The 19,597-nt window shown below is 43.4% G+C and carries 17 protein-coding genes; all 17 read left to right on the top strand.

Translation table 11 applies throughout. The features are described 5' to 3' along the window. The 17 genes from mce (at position 1) to lpxD (ending at position 19,559) form a co-directional block, all read left to right on the top strand. The gene (gene mce / locus HBAL_RS08635; protein WP_015827561.1) at positions 1-414 is read left to right on the top strand and encodes a methylmalonyl-CoA epimerase; all 414 of its coding nucleotides are present in this window, start codon (positions 1-3) and stop codon (positions 412-414) included. Between the two features lie 29 nt (positions 415-443). Beyond that, positions 444-710 (top strand): DUF1467 family protein, encoded by a 267-nt coding sequence (locus HBAL_RS08630; RefSeq protein WP_015827560.1) that lies wholly within the window; start codon positions 444-446, stop codon positions 708-710. 99 nt (positions 711-809) lie between these two features. Then, positions 810-2,135 (top strand): proline--tRNA ligase, encoded by a 1,326-nt coding sequence (gene proS / locus HBAL_RS08625; RefSeq protein WP_015827559.1) that lies wholly within the window; start codon positions 810-812, stop codon positions 2,133-2,135. 5 nt (positions 2,136-2,140) lie between these two features. Beyond that, the gene (locus HBAL_RS08620) at positions 2,141-3,475 is read left to right on the top strand and encodes a lipoprotein-releasing ABC transporter permease subunit (RefSeq protein WP_015827558.1); all 1,335 of its coding nucleotides are present in this window, start codon (positions 2,141-2,143) and stop codon (positions 3,473-3,475) included. After that, entirely contained in the window at positions 3,472-4,179 is a 708-nt protein-coding gene (locus HBAL_RS08615; RefSeq protein ID WP_015827557.1) for an ABC transporter ATP-binding protein, read from the top strand. Before HBAL_RS08620 ends, HBAL_RS08615 begins: the two co-directional genes overlap by 4 nt. Before the next feature lie 104 nt (positions 4,180-4,283). Then, positions 4,284-7,703: a DNA polymerase III subunit alpha gene (gene dnaE, locus HBAL_RS08610; RefSeq protein ID WP_041302158.1), complete on the top strand. Its 3,420-nt coding sequence runs from the start codon at positions 4,284-4,286 to the stop codon at positions 7,701-7,703. A gap of 137 nt (positions 7,704-7,840) precedes the next feature. Next, positions 7,841-8,701 (top strand): 30S ribosomal protein S2, encoded by an 861-nt coding sequence (gene rpsB, locus HBAL_RS08605; protein WP_015827555.1) that lies wholly within the window; start codon positions 7,841-7,843, stop codon positions 8,699-8,701. A 51-nt stretch (positions 8,702-8,752) separates the two neighbouring features. Further along, positions 8,753-9,682: a translation elongation factor Ts gene (gene tsf / locus HBAL_RS08600; protein ID WP_015827554.1), complete on the top strand. Its 930-nt coding sequence runs from the start codon at positions 8,753-8,755 to the stop codon at positions 9,680-9,682. A 98-nt stretch (positions 9,683-9,780) separates the two neighbouring features. Then, a complete protein-coding gene (gene pyrH, locus HBAL_RS08595) occupies positions 9,781-10,524 on the top strand; it encodes a UMP kinase (RefSeq protein WP_015827553.1) in 744 nt (247 codons plus the stop codon). 33 nt (positions 10,525-10,557) lie between these two features. Beyond that, on the top strand, positions 10,558-11,112 hold the full coding sequence (frr, locus tag HBAL_RS08590; protein WP_015827552.1) for a ribosome recycling factor: 555 nt from the start codon (positions 10,558-10,560) through the stop codon (positions 11,110-11,112). Between the two features lie 4 nt (positions 11,113-11,116). Continuing rightward, positions 11,117-11,896 carry an isoprenyl transferase gene (locus HBAL_RS08585; protein WP_015827551.1) on the top strand — a complete coding sequence of 260 codons (780 nt, stop codon included), beginning with the start codon at positions 11,117-11,119 and terminating at the stop codon, positions 11,894-11,896. After that, a complete protein-coding gene (locus tag HBAL_RS08580; RefSeq protein WP_041301500.1) occupies positions 11,832-12,779 on the top strand; it encodes a phosphatidate cytidylyltransferase in 948 nt (315 codons plus the stop codon). The genes HBAL_RS08585 and HBAL_RS08580 overlap by 65 nt, the downstream gene beginning before the upstream one ends. Positions 12,780-12,781: 2 nt before the next feature. Further along, positions 12,782-13,963 carry a 1-deoxy-D-xylulose-5-phosphate reductoisomerase gene (gene dxr, locus HBAL_RS08575; RefSeq protein ID WP_015827549.1) on the top strand — a complete coding sequence of 394 codons (1,182 nt, stop codon included), beginning with the start codon at positions 12,782-12,784 and terminating at the stop codon, positions 13,961-13,963. 54 nt (positions 13,964-14,017) lie between these two features. After that, complete coding sequence (locus HBAL_RS08570; RefSeq protein WP_015827548.1) at positions 14,018-15,214, top strand: M50 family metallopeptidase; 1,197 nt, start codon at positions 14,018-14,020, stop codon at positions 15,212-15,214. Positions 15,215-15,266: 52 nt separating this feature from the next. Next, positions 15,267-17,942 carry an outer membrane protein assembly factor BamA gene (gene bamA, locus HBAL_RS08565; RefSeq protein ID WP_015827547.1) on the top strand — a complete coding sequence of 892 codons (2,676 nt, stop codon included), beginning with the start codon at positions 15,267-15,269 and terminating at the stop codon, positions 17,940-17,942. Positions 17,943-17,954: 12 nt separating this feature from the next. Then, on the top strand, positions 17,955-18,533 hold the full coding sequence (locus HBAL_RS08560; protein ID WP_015827546.1) for an OmpH family outer membrane protein: 579 nt from the start codon (positions 17,955-17,957) through the stop codon (positions 18,531-18,533). Between the two features lie 18 nt (positions 18,534-18,551). Next, positions 18,552-19,559, top strand: a complete 1,008-nt coding sequence (gene lpxD / locus HBAL_RS08555) for a UDP-3-O-(3-hydroxymyristoyl)glucosamine N-acyltransferase (protein ID WP_015827545.1) — start codon at positions 18,552-18,554, stop codon at positions 19,557-19,559. Positions 19,560-19,597: the final 38 nt, after the last annotated feature.

The following is a 19,597-nucleotide window of genomic DNA, read 5'->3' as shown; positions in this document are numbered from 1 at the left end:
TTGAAAATTGGTCCTTTAAACCATGTCGGGGTTGCTGTTCCAAATTTGGAAGAGGCGATGGAGACCTATCGCACGCTCTATGGCGCGACAGAATTTGTGCAACCATTTGAAATGGAGGCGCAAGGCGTTCGCGTCGCGTTTGTAAATCTACCCAATTCTCAGATAGAGTTGATTGAACCATTGGGCGAAAAATCTCCTATTCGGAATTTTTTGGAGAAAAACCCTAAAGGTGGTCAACATCACGTATGTTTTGAAGTCGATAGCGTGACTCAAGCTATTGAGGACGCAAAAGCAGCGGGTGCTTCAATTATCGGGCAACCGCGTATAGGTGCCCATGGAACGCCAATGATTTTTATCCACCCGAAAAACTCAAACGGTGTCCTTATCGAATTAATGGAACCAGCTAGCCACTAATTATTGAGATAGTAAGAGAGGAAATGAATATGGGAATGATCGAGATTGGCATTGTTTGGTTTATCTCATCATGGATTGTGTTCTTTCCTCTCATTTCTCGAGGAACAGTCACACAAGAAGAGAATGGTGAAGTAGTCGCTGGATCTGAAGCATCGGCTCCAATAGATCATCAATTACCCAAAAAAGCTGTTATTGCGATTGCTGGTGGCGCGTTGTTTACGTTTGTGTTTTGGCTTGGCATGGTTTCGGGGCTGTTCGCTGACCTTATCGAATTTATAGATTACACAGACAGATAAGTCTCCGATAGATCGACTTGGGGCGTATTATTGGTTGCGTAGGACGAGCAGGCCGTTTATCCAGAAAAATGATTATTACTCTAAAGGAGTCGACCAGGTATGCGGTTGTCTAAATTTTTCCTGCCCGTTCTAAAAGAGACACCTGCAGAAGCGAAGATTATTTCTCACCAGCTAATGCTGCGCGCTGGAATGGTGAAACAAACCGGTTCTGGGATTTATACATGGCTTCCTCTGGGACTCCGTGTACTGAAGAAAATTGAGAATATCGTTCGCGAAGAACAAAATCGTGCTGGTGCGATTGAGCTTTTAATGCCGACCATACAACCAGCTGACCTTTGGAAAGAAAGCGGTCGCTATGATGCGTATGGCAAGGAAATGCTGCGCATTACCGATAGGCATGACCGAGAAATGTTGTTTGGCCCAACGAATGAAGAAGTCATAACTGATATCTTTCGTTCTTATGTGAAATCTTACAAACAATTGCCGCTGAATCTCTATCATATTCAATGGAAATTTCGTGACGAAATTCGACCACGTTTTGGGGTGATGCGTGGGCGCGAATTTTTGATGAAAGACGCCTATTCATTTGACGTAAATGAAGTAGAAGCGCGAAAAAGCTATTACAAAATGTTTTGTGCCTATCTAAACACATTTTCTAGAATGGGACTGAAAGCCGTGCCTATGCGTGCGGATACTGGCCCTATCGGTGGGGATCTATCTCACGAATTTATCATTCTAGCTGAAACAGGCGAGAGTGAAGTCTTTTGTGATGCTGAATTAGTAAATATGCCTCCGCCTGGACTGGATCTGGACTTCGACAGTGATTTGCTGGGTGAATTTGAAAAGCGCACGCAATATTATGCAGCAACAGAAGAAATGCATGATCAAACTAAGTTTGAGTCAGAAGTACCAGAGGAGCGACGTGTTTCTGCACGTGGTATAGAGGTTGGTCATATCTTCAATTTTGGCACGAAGTATTCTGAGCCTATGAAGGCAAAGGTTATGACACCAGAAGGTAAGGAAGCGCCCGTTCATATGGGTTCTTATGGCGTTGGGGTGTCTCGTCTGCTCGGTGCTATTATTGAAGCTTGTCATGATGACAAAGGCGTAATTTGGCCTGAAGAGGTTGCTCCTTTCAAGTCTGCGGTAGTTAATCTTCGGCAGGGTGATGAGGCTTGCGATAAGGCATGTGAAGATGTTTATGCGAAACTTCGGGCTACTGGATTAGATCCAATGTATGATGACCGTGATGATCGTCCGGGCGCAAAACTTTCAACTCTCGAGCTGATTGGTATTCCAAAAGCTATCGTTATTGGGCCGCGTGGTCTTAAAAATGGCGTAGTTGAAGTTAAAGACCGCATAAGCGGCGTGACGGAAGAAATGAGTCTCGACGCTGCATTGAATAAACTAACAGCGAGTGCCTAAAACGGATGTCAAACGGATCTCAAACTGCTTCCGAGTTATCTGTTCGCGTTGATGGCTTGGATGAGCACGCAAAAGGCACACAGCCCTTTGGTCCGTTTGAACGGATGCTTGCATTCCGGTACATTCGGGCAAAGCGTGAGCATGGCGGTTTAGCGCTGATTTCTGTTGTTTCTACAGTCGGTGTTACATTGGCCGTATTTGCGCTTATCACTATCATGTCGATCATGAATGGATTTCGGCTAGAATTGCTTTCAAAAGTCGTTGGTTTTGAGCCGCACGTGTATGTAAATGCAGTCGAAATGCCAACCGCAGATGCTGACGATCTAGGTAGACGTATCAGTGAATTAGATGGCGTAGTGAATGTTGCGCCTGTGATTGAAGAAATGGTCTTGGCGGATTCCGGTGGGCGCAAAGAAGGGGTATCCGTAAAAGGCCTTCGACCACATGATTTAGAAGCCATAGATTTAATCGTTTCTCATATCAGTGAGGGTGACCTCAGCCAATTTGGCGTGGAAGGAACGCGTTCAGATACAATTGTAATTGGAGAAGGATTGGCGCGCTCTATGGGAGCTGTGGTTGGATCTAGGATAAAATTATTATCTCCCAATGGGCCAAGTACTGTTATGGGGCAGGTGCCTCGCTCAAAAGTCTATACCGTTACTGCAATTTATAATGTCGGAAATGAAAAATACGATCGGTATACAGTGATAATGCCTATGGCTCATGCGCGGTTGTTTTTTTCCAAAGGTGACAGCTATCAGTATCTAGGTGTTCGAATTGAAGACCCTGACCAAGCAGAAAACCTAGTAAGGAGCTTGCGTGAAAAAGGGATCACCAATCGGTATGCTAGAGATTGGAAATCGTTGAACGCACAATTAGTTGGTGCGTTGGTGGTAGAACGAAATGTCATGCGATTGATTATGATGATCGTCGTCATGATTACGGCCCTGAACATTATCACAGGGGTTCTTATGCTTGTTAAGAATAAAGCTAGAGATATCGCAATTTTAAGAACGATAGGAGCAACACGAGGCGGCGTTGTTAGAATATTCTTGATGAGTGGGTCGATACTTGGCGGCGTTGGTGTTGGTGTTGGTTTAATATTGGGTGTCATGTTTGTGTTGAACATCGCACCGATACAGCACGGTGTTGAATTTGTATGTGGATGTGAGATTTTTCCAAAATCAGTTTATCAATTGAACGCTATACCAGCGAAACTGCAGTGGTCAGAAGTTGCCATTGTGACAGGCTGGGCATTTCTAATGACAGTTTTGACAACTTTGATACCATCTATGTGGGCATCACGCCTTGATCCTGTTGAGGCATTGAGAAACCAATGAGCATAACACCAATCTCTCAACGAAAACCTATAATGCGCCTAGTTGATGTCTGTAGGACTTATTCAACGGGGGAAGGTGCACTAGAAGTCTTGAAGGGCGCAAATTTAGAGTTGCGACCTGGCGAAATGGTGGGGTTGGTTGGTCCATCTGGATCGGGTAAGTCGACATTATTACACACGGCTGGGCTCTTGGAATCACCCGATTCTGGATTGGTCGAGATTGATGATGTGGATGCTGCACGTATGAGTGAAAGAGAGCGTACACTCACTCGGCGTAAAAAACTTGGTTTCGTTTATCAATTTCATCATCTTCTTCCTGAGCTGAACGCGATAGATAACGTCGCAGCTCCTTTGATGATTGATGGTGTGAATAGGAAAATAGCACGAGAGCGCGCGAGTAAACTCTTGCAAGCTATGGGTTTATCAGAACGTGAGCGGCATCAACCGGGTCAATTGTCTGGTGGCGAGCAGCAACGTGTCGCGATTGCAAGATCATTAGCAAATCAGCCGCGCGTTTTGATTGCTGATGAACCAACGGGAAATTTAGATCCGATGACAACTACGGCAGTATTTCAAAGCCTTTTTGATACTGCCAGAACTGAACAAGTAGCGGTTCTCGTTGCAACGCATAATCTAGAATTGACGACTTATATGGATCGCGTTTTGACCTTAAAAGATGGTCAACTTACCGATGCGGATATCTAACAATTCATTTCGATAAGTTGATTGAAGGCTTACGAAAAATATAAACACCTTCACTATGCTGATTGATTAGACGGAGCTGCAATAAAATGTCTGAAACTACTAAGATTGCTAGTTTGGATAAGCCCCGTTTTGTGCATCTTCGGGTGAGATCGGCATTGTCGCTTCTTGGTTCAATGATCACGATAAAGAAGCTCTGCAAATGGACATTTGAAAACGGTTTTCCGGCTGTTGCGATCACCGATGACAATAACATGTTTGGTGCTTTGGAGTTGTCAGAAACTTTAGCGCCAATGGGTGTGCAACCCATTATTGCAATAACACTGCATATTTATGACAGAATAAACCCTGCTGCTGAACCAACTGAATTAGCATTATTTGCCCAGAATGAAGCTGGGTATAAAAATATGATGATCCTAACGACTAAGGGATTTTTGGAATCGCCTAGTGGCGGCACGGGCGTATATCTCGATGATGTCCTTGAGCACAGTGAGGGTTTAATTTGTACAACAGGTGGCGGAAATGGTGAAGTTACCCAACTTTGCGCAGCTGGTGATGAAGAAGGTGCGCGTGAGTATTTACTTAAATTAAATGAAGCTTTTCCAAACCGATTATATGTTGAACTGCAGCGTCACGGACGTTTGACTGAAGATAAAGCAGAAGAATTATTGGTAGATTTGGCTTATGAGCTTGATTTGCCATTAGTGGCGACGAATGAGGCGCGTTTCATCAAAAGAGCGCAGCACAAAGCGCATGATGCATTGCTATGTATTGCAGGCTCTACATATGTTTCAGTGCAGGATCGGCCCAAAGCGTCTCCCGAGCAATATATGAAAACGGAAGAAGAGATGATTAATCTCTTTTCCGACCTGCCAGAAGCAATTGAAAATACTTGCGAGATTGCGCGCCGCTGTTCTTATCGCCCCGCTTGGCGAAAACCTATTCTACCCAATTTTACAGGTGATGATGGAGACGAAGGAGAAGAGTTGGACCGTCAAGCGCGAGAAGGCCTTAAAATGCGGCTTTCATCGGGTATTTTATATGAAGAAGAGCAGGTCTATTGGGATAGGTTGGACTTTGAGCTGAACATAATTCGGCAAATGGGTTTTCCTGGATATTTCTTGATCGTTTCTGATTTTATTAAATGGGCAAAAGAGCATGATATTCCGGTTGGCCCTGGTCGTGGTTCTGGTGCCGGTTCCCTTGTCGCTTGGGTATTGACGATCACTGATTTGGATCCACTGCGATTTGGGCTGCTTTTCGAACGTTTTTTGAACCCTGAACGTGTGTCTATGCCCGATTTCGATGTCGATTTCTGTCAAGATCGGCGACATGAGGTGATTGAATATACCAAACGAAAATATGGTGCGGATCGTGTGGCGATGATCATCACTTATGGTACATTGCAAGCAAAAGCGGTTATTCGCGATGTGGGCCGTGTACATCAATTGCCGTTTGGTCAAGTTGATAAACTTTCAAAGCTTATTCCTTTTAATCCTGCAAACCCTCCTACGCTTCAAGAAGCGATTGATGGAGAGCCGAAATTCAAGCAAGAAATGCGGGAAAATGAAGATGTTCGCAATCTTGTAGAAACAGCTTTAGAGCTTGAGGGATTGTACAGGAATGCTGGAACGCACGCCGCTGGTGTTGTGATCGGTGACCGACCACTTGTAGAGTTATCGCCGCTCTATAAGGATCCAAAATCAGATATTCCTGCGACACAATTCAATATGAAGTGGGCTGAACACAACGGATTGGTTAAATTTGACTTTCTTGGTCTAAAAACTCTGACCGTTATTCAAAGAGCACTTAAATTTGTGATTTCAGAAGGCAAACAGCTCACAGAAAAATGGCACACTTTTGATGACGAAGAGGCTTATAAATTGCTCTCTTCAGGTGAAACACTTGGCGTATTTCAGCTTGAATCAACAGGTATGCGGGATACGCTTCGCAAGGTGAAGCCGGACTGTATAGAAGATATTATCGCGCTTATTTCGCTTTATAGACCGGGCCCGATGAAAAACATCGACACCTATGTTGCGCGTAAAGAAGGTCGTGAAGAAATAGATTATCTCCATGATGACTTGAAACCTGTTCTAGAAGAAACATACGGGGTTATTGTGTATCAGGAGCAAGTTATGCGCATTGCGCAAATACTTGCGGGGTATTCATTGGGTGAGGCTGACCTTTTGCGTCGCGCCATGGGTAAGAAAAAACCTGAAGAGATGCTGAAACAGAAGGTGCGGTTTTTGGAAGGTGCTGCGAAGAAAGACGTATCCAAAGAACGAGCGGAATTCATTTTTGAATTGGTGAATGAGTTTGCTGGGTATGGTTTCAACAAATCTCACGCTGCTGCCTATGCTGTAATCGCTTATCAAACGGCTTACCTGAAAGCTAAACACCCTGTCGAGTTTTTGGCTGGATCAATGAGTCTCGACCTAACAAATACCGAAAAACTGGCTGCTTTCTTTCAGGAAACCAAACGTTTAAAAATTCCAGTCGTTACGCCAGATATTACCTTGTGTAACGCTGATTTTGATGTGCGAGACCAAAAGATTTACTATGCGTTAGGAGCAGTTAAGGGCGTTGGTAAAGAAGCGATGCTGGATGTTGAGCGCGCTAGAAATGAAAAGCCATTCGAAGATTTGTTTGACTTTGCTGAACGTGTTGATCCGCGTCAAATCAATAAGCGCGTCTATCAAGCACTCTCTAAATGTGGAGGTTTCGACCAATTAGAGAAGAACAGAGCTAAAGCTTTTGAAGCGTCCGAAATGCTTGCAGCAATGTCTAACGCGGCCAATAGGGATAGAAACTCAAATCAAAATAGCCTTTTTGGTGATGAACCTCCGATGAGACCAAAACTACCTAAAGCTGCACCGTGGAGTTCAGAGAAGATTTTGGACTATGAACTTTCAAGTGTTGGATTCTACCTTTCTGGTCACCCTCTCGATGATATTCTTGAAGGGCCGGCTAGGGAAAGAATTGTTTTATCTTCTCAAATGATGGAGTTAGGCAGGGAACGTGCAGCACTTGAAATGATAGGAGTTGTCAAAGTACGCGTTGAAAAGCCTTCTATGAGTGGAGGTGGGAAATTTGCTTATATCACTTTATCAGATCCATCTGGGGAGTATGAGTTATTTGTTGCCCCTGAAACATTGGCCGAGACTCGAGATTATTTTGAAGTAGGAAGTCGGGTCAACGTTCACGTCAAAGTGCGCCGAAAAGATGATGAGTTGCGTTTCTCTGTTGATGGTGCGCGCCCACTCGACAAAGCTGCACTCGGAGCACCAGCAAAATTATGCGTGAGAGTAGGTGACCTAGCGAGTATGGAGCAACTTGCACATGTCGCTGTTCAGTTGAGAGAAGTGTCTTCTCAAACTATAGGGATAATTCAAGTTGAAATTCCTTTAGAAGATCAACGGTTAATCACGCTTGAGTTGGATGGGCATTATCCCATGGATTATGCTGCTATGTCAGCTTTGAAATCAGTTGTCGGAGTGGAGAGAGTCACGCCCGTGGCCGCATAATCTAAGATGATTTTGTCTGGTGGGTTGTCAGCGCTGGAAAAATGAGTATAAGCGCGCTTTATTCCGACACGTGGGTTATTTTCCGGTGCTGAATCGTTCAGCCAACCCGCGGCGGCTAACCGGATAGGAAAATTGATATGGCACTACCTGAATTTACTATGCGTCAGCTATTAGAAGCTGGTGTACACTTTGGTCACCAAAAACACCGCTGGAATCCTAAAATGGATCGCTACATTTTTGGTGCGCGTTCTGGGATTCACATCCTTGACCTTTCACAAACAGTTCCCCTTCTTCACCAAGCTTTGGTTCAAGTGCGCGATACTGTCGCTAAAGGTGGACGTGTTCTTTTTGTTGGAACAAAACGTCAAGCTTCAGAAGCTGTTGCAGAAGCAGCTGAGCGTTCAGCTCAGTACTTCATGAACGATCGTTGGCTTGGTGGAACTTTGACAAACTGGTCGACTGTTTCAAACTCTATTAAACGTCTACGTGAATTAGATGACTTGTTGTCACAAGGTGACGGTACTGGTCTTACTAAAAAAGAACTTTTGAAGCTTACTCGTGAGCAAGAAAAACTTCAGCGCGTTCTTGGTGGAATTCGTAACATGGGTGGTCTTCCATCAATCATGTTCGTAATCGACACAAACAAAGAATCTATTGCTGTTAAAGAAGCTCGTAAGCTTGGTATTCCAGTTGTTGCAATCGTGGATACAAATTGTGACCCTGATGAAGTGGATTTCCCGATCCCAGGTAACGATGACGCGACACGTGCAATCCAGCTTTACACTAACTTGTTTGCTGATGCTGTTCTCGATGGACTAGCAGAATCTTCAATGGAACTAGGTGTGGACTTGGGTGAAGCAGAAGACATTTCTGAAGTCGCTCTTGAATCTATCGCTGTTGAAGTTGCAGCTGCAGAAGCAAGTGCTGAAGTTGCTGTTGAAGAAACTGCTGAAACAGAAGAAACAACAGAAACAAAAACACCTTCTGAAGGTGCTTAAGTTAAAGCTTTTAAATCCACCACTCATATATCCTGAGAGAGGTAACTGAACATGGCCGCAATTACAGCTGCACTCGTAAAAGACCTGCGTGAGAAAACCGGCGCAGGAATGATGGACTGTAAAAAAGCACTTACCGAAAATGACGGTGATGTTGATGCTGCGATCGATTGGCTTCGTGCCAAAGGTCTTTCTAAAGCAGCGAAGAAAGAAGGTCGTGTAGCGGCTGATGGTCTCGTTGGTGTGGCAGTTGAAGGCACTGTAGGTGCTGTTGTTGAGGTTAACGCCGAAACAGATTTCGTTGCTCGCAACGAAACTTTCCAAGAAGCAGTTGCGGGTATTGCAAAAGCCGCAATAGCTGTGAATGGCGATGTTGAAGCACTTGCTGCTTCAGCTGCTGTTGACGGTGGAGAAGGTTCTATTGCAGATCAATTGAAGCGGATGGTCGCAAAGATTGGTGAAAATATGAGCCTTCGTCGTTCAGCGAGTGTGACTGTCGATAAAGGTGCGGTAGCATCTTACATTCACTCGGCTACAGCTGACGGACTTGGAAAAATCGGTGTTGTTGTCGGTCTCGAATCTGAAGGCAACACTGATGTGTTGCTTGAAGTTGGCCGTAAAGTAGCAATGCACATTGCTGCAACAAACCCGCTAGCTGCTGTAAAAGAAGAGTTGGATCCTGTCGCTGTTGAGCGTGAGCGTCAAGTTCTAACTGAACAAGCTCGCGAATCAGGCAAACCTGAAGCAGTGATCGAAAAAATGATCGAAGGTCGTATCCGTAAATTTTACCAAGAAGTTGTATTGGTGGAGCAGACTTTCGTGATGGACCCAGACTTGACTGTTGGTCAATTCATCGAGAACGCTGGAAAAGAAGCTGGAGCACCTGTTGCTCTAAAAGGCTTTGCAATGTTGCGTCTTGGTGAAGGTATCGAGAAAAAAGAAGAAGACTTTGCTGCTGAAGTTGCCGCTGCAACTGGACAATAAAGTTCATTTTCGAACTTGAATAGAAGCGGAGGTAGGCGATAAGTGTCTATCTCCGTTTTTTTTGATGGGTCTTATTAGCTAAGGGCAGGCAAAACATTATGGCATCTCAACTTCAATCACCAAAATACAAACGAGTACTTCTCAAGATTTCAGGTGAGGTTCTGGCCGGAAAAATTGAACCTGACAAAGAAAAGTTCGGGATAGATATGGCTGCCTGTTTTCCTATAGCCGAGGAAATTAAGGAAGCCATCGCTGCTGGGACTGAAGTTTGTCTTGTTATCGGTGGTGGAAACATTTTTAGAGGACTTAAAGGTGTTGGGCAGGGCATGGAACGTGCACAAGCTGATTCTATGGGGATGCTGGCGACGGTGATGAATGCGCTTGCTATGCAAGGAGCACTTGAAGAGATTGGTGTGCCTGCGAGGGTGCAAAGCGCCGTTGAAATGCCAAAAATTTGTGAGCCCTTTATTCGCCGTAGAGCTATCCGTCATATGGAAAAAGGTCGCGTGGTAATTTTTGCTGCTGGCACCGGAAATCCATTCTTTACGACAGATACCGGAGCTGCATTGCGTGCTGCTGAAATGGGGTGTGACGCTATGCTGAAGGGAACTCAGGTTGATGGAGTTTATACCGCTGATCCAAAACTAGACCCTGAAGCAACTCGTTTTGATCACTTAGGTTATATGGAGGTGTTGAATAAAGACCTTCGTGTTATGGATGCAACGGCTGTAAGTTTAATGAAAGAGAATCACATACCGATTGTTGTGTTTTCTATTCACAATAAAGGATCGCTTGCTGAGGTTCTGGCTGGAAATGGTATTTGTACTGTTATCGAAAATTGAGTAGGGCCAACTGCAGGATAAAAGGAAAAGATTATGTCTATTGATATGAAAGACTTAGAACGCCGTATGGAAGGTGCTGTTGCATCACTGAAAACTGAATTTTCAGGTTTGCGCACAGGACGCGCATCAGTGAACCTTTTGGATACTGTAATGGTTCAAGCGTATGGCGCATCAACTCCTTTGGCTCAAGTGGCTTCTATCTCTGTTCCTGAGCCGCGTATGCTTGCTGTGAACGTATGGGACAAAACAGTTGTCGGAGCAGCTGACAAAGCAATTCGCGAAGCAGGTTTAGGATTAAACCCTGTCATGGATGGTCAAAACCTTCGCATTCCTATTCCGCCATTAAATGAAGAGCGTCGTGCAGAGTTAGCTAAATTAGCTGGAAAATATGCAGAATCAGCACGTGTTGCCATTCGGAATGTGCGCCGTGATGGAATGGATATTTTGAAAAAAATGGAGAAGGATGGCGAAATCTCCAAAGATGAGCAAAAATCACTTGAGGATGACGTGCAGAAATTGACTGATAAAATAATTTCTTCCGTTGATGCTAGTGTGAAATCAAAAGAAGAAGAGATTATGCAGGTATAAACTGTTGTCATCTATCGCTTCAACAACACCTATTGCCCAGCATTCTAAAGTTGGTGACGAAGGACATGCGCCTAAACATGTTGCCGTAATTATGGATGGTAATGGGCGATGGGCGCAAGCTAGGGGGTTGCCTCGTATAGCTGGCCATAAAGAGGGCGTTGAAGCGCTTAGAAAGACTGTGGATGCCTGTAAGGCGCTTGCAATTGAACATCTGACGGTTTTTTCATTTTCAACAGAAAACTGGCGCAGGCCCAAAGCTGAGGTTGATGCTTTGTTTGCGCTTTTAAAATTGTTTGTAAAAAAAGATCTAAATCGCCTTCATAAAGAAGGTGTTAGAGTTCGGATATTTGGATCGTTAGACGGCTTACCTGCAGATATTCTAAAGTTAATTGACGAATGTGAATCTAAAACAGCACAAAATAAAGTGTTTAACGTCAATATCGCTTTTAATTATGGCGGTAGAGCTGAAATAGTGGAAGCGGCCCAAAAGATAGCTGCAGATGTTCAAGCTGGGCGACTTTCCCCAGAAAGTATAGATGAGTCCATTATGCAGCAGCATATGTGGTCGTCTGACCTTCCTGATGTGGATTTACTCATCAGAACGAGCGGTGAACTAAGAATTAGTAATTTCCTATTGTGGGGAATCGCCTATTCAGAGTTGATGTTCTTAGATATATTGTGGCCAGATTTTGGCAAAGTTGATATGGAGCGGGCAATAGATGTCTTCAAAAATCGTAACCGACGATTTGGCGGAGTCGAGCCTTCCAAAGTCATCGAAAGCTAATTTAGAGAATGAATTAAATCCAACATCTTCTCCAGCTGCTGAGGGTGTTTCTCACCCAAATACGTCTGTAAGTGCTAACTTTATCAAGCGTATAGTTGCTACGCTCGTTCTTGCTCCCGTTTGTGTCCTAGCTGTAGTTCAAGGCGGAGTCGTATTTAAAGTGCTCACCGCCATTTGTGCAATTATCGCAGCTTGCGAGTGGGCATTTATGGTGGGCAAGGGACAAGTAAAATGGAAAACATATAGTCTCTGTGGTATGTTTAGTTTTGCGGGTTTGACGGCGATATATGCTGGAGGTATCGGGCTGGCCGTCGTTTCGATGGTTTCTATTGTGTCCGCAATTGTAATTTATTTACTTGGAAGATTGTATAAATTACATCCCTTATCTCTCATGTTTGGGGCGGTTTACGTTACTTTTCCCTTTGGTGCATTTGTTTATTTACGTGAATTGTCGACCAACACGCAATTTATGATGTTTGCTATTTTCGCAATAGTTTGGGGAACAGATACCGCCGGATATTTGGCTGGAAAAGCGTATGGAGGTCCATTATTAGCTCCTAAAAATAGTCCGAATAAAACATGGACCGGAGCGATAGGTGGAGTGATTTATGCGGCTCTTGCGGGTGCAGCTGCAGCCAACCTCACTCAATCTTCTATGATAATGTGGCTGTTTTGGGCAATTTTCTTATCTATTGCCGCGCAACAAGGTGATCTCATCGAATCGATGTTTAAACGGAAGTTTGGGATCAAAGATATGTCAAACATCATTCCTGGACATGGTGGCTTATTAGACCGATTGGACGGCCTGATGGCTGCTGTATCGATTGCTGCGATAATGAATCTGTTTTTTCCCGATATTATGCTTAGTTTATTGGGGGATTGAGGGTGTCAGAACAGGTCAAAGTTTCATTGCTGGGTGCCACTGGTTCCATTGGTAGTTCTACTATTTCGATTTTAAAGCAAAATTGTGCGGACATGCCTGAGTTTAAAGTTGTTTCTCTAACAGCTCAGAATAGTGTTCAAGAATTAGCAAAATTAGCCATTGAAACTAATGCAGAATTTGCTGCAATTGGAAATGAAAATAAATATCAAGAATTGAAAGATTTGTTGGCCGGTACTGGTATTGAATGTGCCTCAGGTGAAACTGGATTGGTCGACGCTGCCGCTAGACAATGTGATACATTGGTTTCTGCCATAACGGGGGCGGCCGCTTTAAGGCCAACTCTTGAGGGGATCAAACAAGGTGCAAAAATAGCTCTTGCAAACAAAGAAAGTATTGTTTGCGCAGGAGTGTTATTCTTGAGTGAAGCTAAAAAATATAATGCAACATTGCTGCCCGTTGATTCGGAACATAATGCTATATTTCAAGTTCTTGATAATCACAAAAGAGTAGAAAAACTGATTTTAACCGCATCCGGAGGCCCGTTTAGAACATCTACTATTGATGAAATGCGAGAAGCTACTCCTGAACAGGCTATTTCCCATCCGAACTGGTCAATGGGTGCTAAAATTTCAGTAGATAGTGCAACGATGATGAATAAGTCTCTGGAGTTGATAGAGGCATCTTATCTTTTTAATACACCTGAAGAAAAGATTGATGTATTAATCCACCCCCAGTCCATAGTACATAGTTTGGTTTCATATGATGATGGTTCCGTTCTGGCACAACTTGGTATGCCGGATATGCGAACGCCTATTTCTTATGCTTTGGCATGGCCTAATCGAATGCCGGTGCCAGGATTAGAAAGACTGGATTTAGGTAGAATCGGTAGCTTGAGTTTCGAAACACCAGATGATGCAAGGTTTCCAGCGGTCTCATTGGCTCGTAAAGCTTTAACCCTAGGAGCTTGGGCACCAAATGTAATTAACGCTGTCAACGAAATCGCAGTAGATGCTTTTTTGAATAATGTTATTGGTTTTATGGATATAACGCGTACAACTGAAAAATTGCTAGATCGGTTTGCATCTGATGAATTCGGAGCTATGACTGACCCTAACAGTTTTGATGATGTGTTCGAGTTAGATGGTCTGGCAAGAAAACTTGCGCTTGAAGCGATTAAGGCATAGCACCTGCATGTTACGGGCTAACCTAAGTAGAATTTTAGAGGACCATTTTTAAATATGGACGTTCTAGTAAGCCAGTTCCTTAATCTGTTTTCAATTGTTTCCTCTGTCGTTCCGTTCATCATTATGATTGGCGTCGTTGTAACTATACACGAGCTTGGACATTATTATGCCGGCCGCGCTTTTGGGGCGGCTGTTGAATCTTTTGCATTTGGTTTTGGAAAATCTATTTTTGAAGTTTCAGACAAGAGAAATACGCGTTGGCGATTAAATTGGTTGCCGCTTGGAGGGTTTGTCAAATTCGTTGGTGAACAAGAAGGCGATAATTCTATTTCTGACAATCCAAAAAAGCCCAAAGGACGATATTACAAAGACTTGGCTGCTTGGCAAAGAGTCATTGTCTCCATGGCTGGACCAGTAGCGAATTTTATATTGGCTATCTTAATTTATGCGGTTATTTTTAGCCAAGGTAAGCCTTTGTATGGCGATGTTACTGTCGAGAATGTTCTGGAAAATAGTGCAGCGTATGAGGCTGGTGTATTGGATGGAGATATTATCGTTGCAGCTGACGACAGAGCAGTTTCTAGTGCGGGAGATGTCATTGAAGCGGTCGCGTATAGTGCTGACGAACCTGTAAAACTCTCGCTTCTTCGTAATGGTGAAGAAATTGATTTAATCGTCATTCCACGTCGAGAGATGTTCATTAATGAACGCCTAGGAATAGAAGATGAAATCGGCCGTATCGGTGTAAGTATGTCGTCTAAGTTGATCGCTATTGAAGACGTGTCTACATTCGAAGCAGTTAGCTTAGGTGCTGACCAAACGGCGAATGTCATCAGGAAAACATTAAAAGTCTTAAACCGCCTTATTTTCGGCAAAGATAACTTTGACAAGATGAGAGGCCCATTGGGAATGGGAGATATTGCTGATCGCGTTGTCGACAGCAATATGAAACGAACAGATATTGGATTTAAAGAAAGGCTGAGCGGTACATTCTGGCAAATGCTTGAATTGATTGCGATGTTCTCAGTAAGTATTGGTTTTTTCAACCTGTTGCCGATTCCAATGTTGGATGGCTATTCTGCGTTGTTGGGTCTTTACGAAACAGTTGTTGGATCAGAAGTTTCTCTGAAGTTTCAGGAATATCTTCTGCGTGGGGGGCTTGCGGTAGTCGGGGTTTTCTTTATCGCTGTTACTTGGAATGATATTAGGCGGCTTGGGCTGCTTGATGTTTTTAGCGGCCTGTTGTCATAAGAGTATGATTAAGGCAAGGCAGGGCGTTTTGAGACGTGTAGAGGATACTAACATGCGATCTTTGTTCGCGAGTGCACTGGCACTGACGACTTCAGCTGGTGCTTATTTTGCAGTTGCAGAACTGAGTGGATCGGCCTTAGTGCACGCTCAATCTGTTAACCAAGAAGCAATTTCGCATATAGTTGTCGAAGGCAATCAAAGAATTGAAACCAGAACTATTCTCTCATACTTACTTGTAGAGCCTGGAGATAATTTTGACTCCGAACGTCTGGATTTGTCACTGAAAACGCTTTTTGCAACGCAATTGTTTGCAGATGTGCTTTTTGAAAAGAATGGTAGCGAACTTGTTGTTCGCGTCAGTGAAAATCCAATCATCAATCAGGTGATATTTGAGGGCAATAGCTCCATTCGCGATGATAAACTGACTGAAGAAACAGAAGCTGCGCCGCGTGAAGTGTTTACACAAGCGAGAGTTCAGCAAGATGTACAAAAAATTCTAGAAGCTTACCGGCGAGCAGGTCGTTTTGCAGCATCGGTTACTCCAACATATAAGCCTTTAGCGCAGAACCGTGTGGATCTTATATTTGAGATAACCGAAGGTCCCAAAACGGGTGTGAAATCAATTAACTTTATCGGTAATGAAGTTTTTAAAGATAGTAAGCTGCGTTCGGAAGTTGTGACACGTCAGTCTAGATGGTGGCGGGTCTTTGAATCAAACGATAACTTTGATCCAGATCGTATGGAATATGACAGAGAGCTTCTACGTCAGTTTTATACAAATGAAGGGTATGCTGATTTCCGCGTAACATCTTCTATTGCGGAGTTAACGCCGGATCAAAAAGATTTTTATATGACCTTCACCATAGATGAAGGTCCCCTGTATAATTTCGGTGAAATTAGTGTTGAAACAACGCTTGAAAAATTATCAACAGTAAGATTGAAGGCTATTGTCCCGACAAGAGAAGGTAATCTTTATAAAGCAGACCTTATCGAGGATGCGGTTGAAGCAATTACTTTTGCAGCTGGTAGTGCAGGATATGCATCTGTGGATGTTAAACCTCAAATAGACAGAGATCCTGAAACTCAAAAGGTAAATGTTACTTTTGTCGTCGATGAAGGGCCGCGTGTTTATGTTGAACGCTTGGATATTGTTGGGAACACGCAAACACTAGACCATGTTGTTAGAAGAGAACTTCTATTGGCAGAAGGTGATGCTTTCAACCGGATTCTTTTAGATCAATCTCGAAACCGCATCAGAAGTCTGGGTTTCTTTAAAGACGTAGAGATCACTGAAGAGCCAGGTTCAGCTCCTGATAAAACGATTGTGAAAGTCGCAGTCCAAGAACAGCCCACTGGAGAATTAGCGTTCTCAGTTGGGTATTCTTCAGCAGATGCTTTTCTAGTCTCTGTATCTGCAACACAGCGGAACTTCCGCGGCCGTGGACAGTCTGTTACTGCGAATATTCAATCGTCACAATATCAAGAAAATTACGAATTCCGTTTCACAGAGCCAAGGTTTCAGGACAGAAATATGGCTGCAGGTTTTGACCTTTATGCGAACAAAACCAACTATTTAAATATTGCGAATTACTCAAATAGCGTGATTGGAGCAGGGCTTCGCGTTGGCTTTCCTTTGGGAAATAGAACGCAATTGGGACTCAGATATAATTTAAGACAAGATGACCTCCAATTAGCTCAGACCAATAGTGATGGCACAAGATCAACCATCGAAAGTCGTGAGCAATGTCTACTCACCAACAGCATTAGTATATGTGACCAATTAGGAGAGCAGTTAACGTCTTCTGTTGGATATTCATTGGTTCGAGACCACCGGAATGACCCTATCGACCCGACAGGTGGATATAGAATAACTTGGCAACAAGATTTTGCTGGTCTTGGTGGAGATGTTAATTACGTTAAGCAAGAGTTGAATGCATCGACGTATAAGGGCATTGCGCCCGGGTTTACACTTACTGCAGGCGTCAAGGCAGGATATATTGATGGTTGGAATGATGATTCCATTCGCGTAAATAATAGGTTTTACAAGGGTGGAAATACATTCCGTGGATTTGATACTGCAGGATTGGGCCCACGCCAGACCAATGTCGTTTCTGATCTCGTCGTAGAAAATTATGCTGGCGCTCCAGCAGATTCTGATGGTCAATTGATTTACTATTCAGGTATCAGTAGCTCAACTGGGCTGCCGGTTGGAACTTTCGTAAATACAGGTAATCTCTCAGAAGCGGTCTTGAACGAAAATGGCGTTCTGGTTGCAGCCGTAGAAGGTGATGGAGGAGAGCGTGCATACGGGTCGTTATCTACAGATGGAAATGGCGTTACTGTTGAGCCTCAGATTCGTGCGCTTGGTACGGCTCTAGGTGGTAAAGCGTATGCTATTGGAACTGTAGAGCTATCTATTCCTATTCCTTTTGCTCCGGAAGAAATGGGAATTGGTGCAGCACTATTTACTGAATTTGGAAGCGTTGGATTATTGGATGATATAGCTAAAACTGGCTCCAATCCGACTGTTGAAACATTTGGTTCAACCGGTTTTGCTTTAAGCGAAACTAGTATAGATGACACCTTTGGTCTGCGTGCAAGTGCGGGTCTGAGCGTGTTTTGGGATTCACCATTTGGTCCCATAAGATTTGACTTCTCAGAAATACTTGCGAGTGAAGAATATGACCGGACGGAAAGCTTCCGGTTTAGTACACGGACCCAATTCTAGGAAAAACAGAACATGTCCCTAAAAAAACTAATTGTAGCGTTTTCAACTTTGTTTTTGCTTTCTCCTGCAGTTATGCAAGCTACAGCTCAAACAAACGTTATTGTGATTGATCAAGCAAAGATTATGACACAATCTAAAGCTGGTAAGGATGTCACTAAAAAGCTCAACAACATTGCTGAGCAAATCAATAAAGAGCTGAAGCCAAGTGCCGATTCTCTGCAAGCTGAAGGACAATCCCTTCAAACGACTCTGGCACCATTGAATCAAAATGCGATTGCGCAAGATAAAGCTCTAGTTACGCGCATTCAAAATTTTGAAAAACGCAGAGTAGAACTTCAAAAAACACAACAAAAACGTGCAGCTGAGCTAGAACTAACGAGACGTGATGCTTGGCAAAAGTTTTTTGTTGCGCTTGAACCTGCTCTGCAGGCCGCTATCACTGAAACGAGCGCAGATATTGTAATCGACAGATCTTCTACAATACACACTGGAGAAGGTGTGGATCAAACAGACTTGATTATCTCAAAGCTTGATGCATCAACACCTACTATTTCAGTAACTAAACAATCTCTTCCAGTTCCAAAGAACTAATTACTAGGAATATTTGAAGTGATTGATGAGCGATTTTATTTCCTGCAGCCTAAACCTAGCTTAAGTCAGCTTGCGGTTGCAGGGAAAGCAGAAATATACACGCAAGTTTCCAGTGCAGTTTCTGTAAATTCGTTTGAAAACGCAAGTAATGGTGATCTTACCTTTATTGAAAATATTAAGGGTGCTGATTTAACGGATGTCAAAGCTTCTGTGTGTATTACTTCTCGGGAAATTGCAGAACAATTACCTGAAAATATTTCAATAATTGTAAGTGATAGACCTCGGTGGAGTTTTGGACAGGCTTCCAAATTAATTGCATCACCAAGGCAATTTCAATCAAATACACCATCTATTTCAGATAGTTCTACTGTCGAGGAGGGGGTAATTCTCGGTCCAAATGTTGTGATCGGGGATGATGTCTCTATTGGAGCTGGTACGGTTATTGCTCCTGGTACAGTTATATGGCCTGGTGTGAAAATTGGAAAAAACTGTTCAATTGGATCAAATGTCACTATAAAAACTTCGTTGATCGGGAATAATGTCACCTTGTCCTCAGGTGTTGTTTTGGGGGAATCGGGTTTTGGCCTCTCTATAGGCGCTAATGGTGCAGATGACAGCCCTCATTTCGGACGCGTTATTGTGCAAGACTGGGCATCTATTGGGTGCAATTCGTGTGTTGATTGTGGTGTTTTTGGTGACACAATTATTGGTGAACGTGCGAAAATAGACAATTTGTGTCACATCTCCCATAATGTCGTGATCGAAGCCCATTCTGTTTTAGCTGCGTTTTGCGGTATAGCTGGGTCGACAATTGTTGGTAGTGGTACGCAAATGGGCGGTGCTTGTAGCATTGCTGATCATTTGAAAATTGGCCGACAGGTTAAATTGGCTGGAAATTCGGGCTTAATGTCAGATATTCCTGATGGAGAAACATGGGGTGGATATCCTGCTAAACCAATTAAATCTTGGTTTAGAGAAACTGTTTGGCTTTCTAAACAAGTGACAAGCCGCAAGATTGAAAAATAGACGTAATACGCATTTCCAAACTATAAAACTAGGATTAT

It is taken from the genome of Hirschia baltica ATCC 49814 (genome assembly GCF_000023785.1).
Classification (GTDB): domain Bacteria; phylum Pseudomonadota; class Alphaproteobacteria; order Caulobacterales; family Hyphomonadaceae; genus Hirschia; species Hirschia baltica.
The sequence above is the reverse complement of the archived record's forward strand: the minus strand, read 5'-3'. Positions and strand labels throughout refer to the sequence as shown.